This is a genomic window from Dietzia sp. SYD-A1 (assembly GCF_015356725.1).
Taxonomy (GTDB): Bacteria; Actinomycetota; Actinomycetes; order Mycobacteriales; family Mycobacteriaceae; genus Dietzia.
Genome location: NZ_JADDKI010000313.1, coordinates 1 through 2467 on the forward strand (window position 1 = coordinate 1; position 2467 = coordinate 2467).

Here is a 2467-nt window from a genome sequence, read left to right on the forward strand (position 1 = left end):
GTCAGCGTCGGCGTGCGGCCCGACGGTCGGTCCGCCTCCGGGGCGGCGGATCGGCGACCGTCCACCGGGACCGTCCCCGTCCGCGTGGCGCGGGGCAGCATCAGGCCCCCGTCGTAGGGCGCGCCGCTGTGCGGGGACCGCCGTGAACTCATGTCCAAAATGTAGGCGCTCACGGGCGCGGGGTCACGAGAAACCGCGTTCGCGGAGCGAAGTATAGCTAGAACCCGTTCTACTAATTGAGGGTCTGGCCTGATCAGGGTGCCGTCTGGACATGAGAACAAGTTCAGGTCACAATGTGAGGACAGCCACATTTTGACTGACCTCGCGAAGGATTCCGCCATGACCGAAGCTGCTGACCACTCGACCGATCCGCTCGCCGGCACCAATCCGGAGATGAACCAGGCCGCGGTGTTCGAGGCCGTCGTCGACACGATCCCGGACAACCCGTTGCTGACCATGGACGGTGTCGAGTACTCCTATCGCCAGATCGACGAACTCGCCAACCGGATGGGCCACCTGCTGCGTGCTCACGGTGCGGAGCCACGCAGCCACGTCGCCCTCTACATGAAGAACAGCACCGCACACATGGCGGCCATCCTCGGGTGCATGAAGATCCGGGTGGCCGGGATCAACGTCAACTTCAGGTACACCCCGCCGGAGCTGGTCTACCTGTTCAACGACTCCAAGTCGATCGCCGTGCTGGTCGACGCCGAGTTCGCCGAGACCATGGCCGCCGCGATCCCGGACCTCGAGACCGTCCGCACGGTCATCGTGTTCGGCGGTGTCCCGGAGGTCCTGGCCTCGGCGTGCGCCGCCAAGGGCCTCACCGTTGTCGACGGGGACACCGAATGGCCGGCGCAGTCGGCGGAGCGGGACTTCGAGCCCGTCCGTGGCGACGACCACTGGATCGTCTACACCGGTGGCACCACCGGCTTCCCCAAGGGCGTGCAGTGGCACATGTCGGACTACTTCTACGCGTGCCTGTCGGGCGGGAACCCTTACGGCGACAAGCGGCACAGCCCCGCCGAGGTGGCCGAGAACATCTCGCCCGACGGGGGGTTGAAGGTGGTCATCTCCGCGCCACTCATGCACGGGGCGGGCCTGTTCACACTGCTGACCTTCGTCAATCTGGGCGGCCACCTCATCATGTTCCGGGAGTTCGACGCCGCGGAGATCGTCCGGGCCACGGCGGAGCACAAGGCCCACATCCTCATGTTCGTGGGCGACGGCATGGCGGTGCCGCTGACGGACGAGCTGGTCAAGGCCACCGAGACCATGGACTTCAGCACGCTGTTCATGATGGCCTCCGGCGGCGGCATCTGGTCCAAGTCCAGTCGCGAGCGGGTGCTCGAGGTGCTGCCCAACATCATCATCCGCGACAACTTCGGTGCCTCCGAGGCCGGTAACGACGGCGAGCTGGGGATGAACGAATCCGGTGAGATGACCATCCCGGCCAGCCCGAAGCTCGGCGTGGTCGACGAGGACTTCCGGCCCATCGCGCCGGGCTCGGACGAGGTCGGCTACATCGTCCGCCGCGGTCACCTGCCCGTCGGCTACTGGAACGACCCGGAGAAGACCGCCAAGACCTTCCCCGTGGTCGACGGTCGACGCGTCTCGATACTGGGGGACATGGGCCAGATCCGCGAGGACGGCACGATCGTGTTCCTCGGCCGCGGGTCGGGATGCATCAACACCGGCGGGGAGAAGGTCTTCCCGGAGGAGGTCGAGCAGGCGATCAAGGCCCACCCGGCCGTACACGACGCGCTGGTCGCCGGGGCGCCGGACCCGCGCTACGGGCAGAAGGTCGCCGCCGTGGTCTCGTTCCGCGAGGGGCAGTCGGTCGGGCAGGACGAGCTGTCGGAGTTCCTGCGGCAGTCCCTGGCGAACTACAAGGTCCCCAAGGTGATCGTCGACGTGCCCGAGATCCGCCGGTCGCCCGCGGGCAAGGCCGACTACAAGTGGGCCAAGGACCAGCTGCCCGTGAGCTGACGAGAAGCGCTAGTCCGTCGCGAGGATCCGCTCGACCGCGCCCAGCGGGACCCCCATCCAGCTGGGCCGGTTGCGCGACTCGTACACCACCTCGTAGACGGCCTTGTCCAAGGTGTACGCCCGGAGGAGCGCGCCGGTCTCGCGCGGGTCGGAGTCGCTGACCTCGGCGTACCCGGCGCAGAACGCGTCGACGTTGCGATCCCGCCACTCGCGTGCCCGGAACCGCAACTGCCGGTCGTCGACCCCCACCAGCGTGTGCTGGGCGGCGTAGTCGAGGCTGCGCAGGATCCCGGCCACGTCGCGGGCGGGGGAGTCCGGAACCCGGCGCTCGGCCAGCGGGGCGGACGGTTCCCCCTCGAAGTCGATGATGATCCAGCGGTCCGGGGCCCGGAGGGTCTGGCCCAGGTGCAGGTCACCGTGGACGCGGTGGACCGGCACCGGCCCGGACCCCGCGAGCTCCTCGAAGACGGCTCGCGCG

At 68.3% G+C, this 2467-nt stretch carries 1 protein-coding gene and 1 pseudogene; one reads left to right on the plus strand and one right to left on the minus strand.

What is annotated here, in order from left to right; translation table 11 throughout:
* The first annotated feature begins 339 nt into the window (after positions 1 to 339).
* Complete coding sequence (locus IY392_RS12720; RefSeq protein ID WP_107755720.1) at positions 340 to 1989, plus strand: AMP-binding protein; 1650 nt, start codon at positions 340 to 342, stop codon at positions 1987 to 1989.
* 9 nt (positions 1990 to 1998) lie between these two features.
* Here the strand turns inward: IY392_RS12720 and IY392_RS12725 are convergent.
* Positions 1999 to 2467: pseudogene (locus IY392_RS12725) on the minus strand (hypothetical protein); the annotation flags it as partial.

Coding starts and splice junctions, on each gene's coding strand:
- IY392_RS12720 (WP_107755720.1), top strand. CDS start 340: ATGACCGAAGCTGCTGACCACTCGACCGATCCGCTCGCCGGCACCAAT.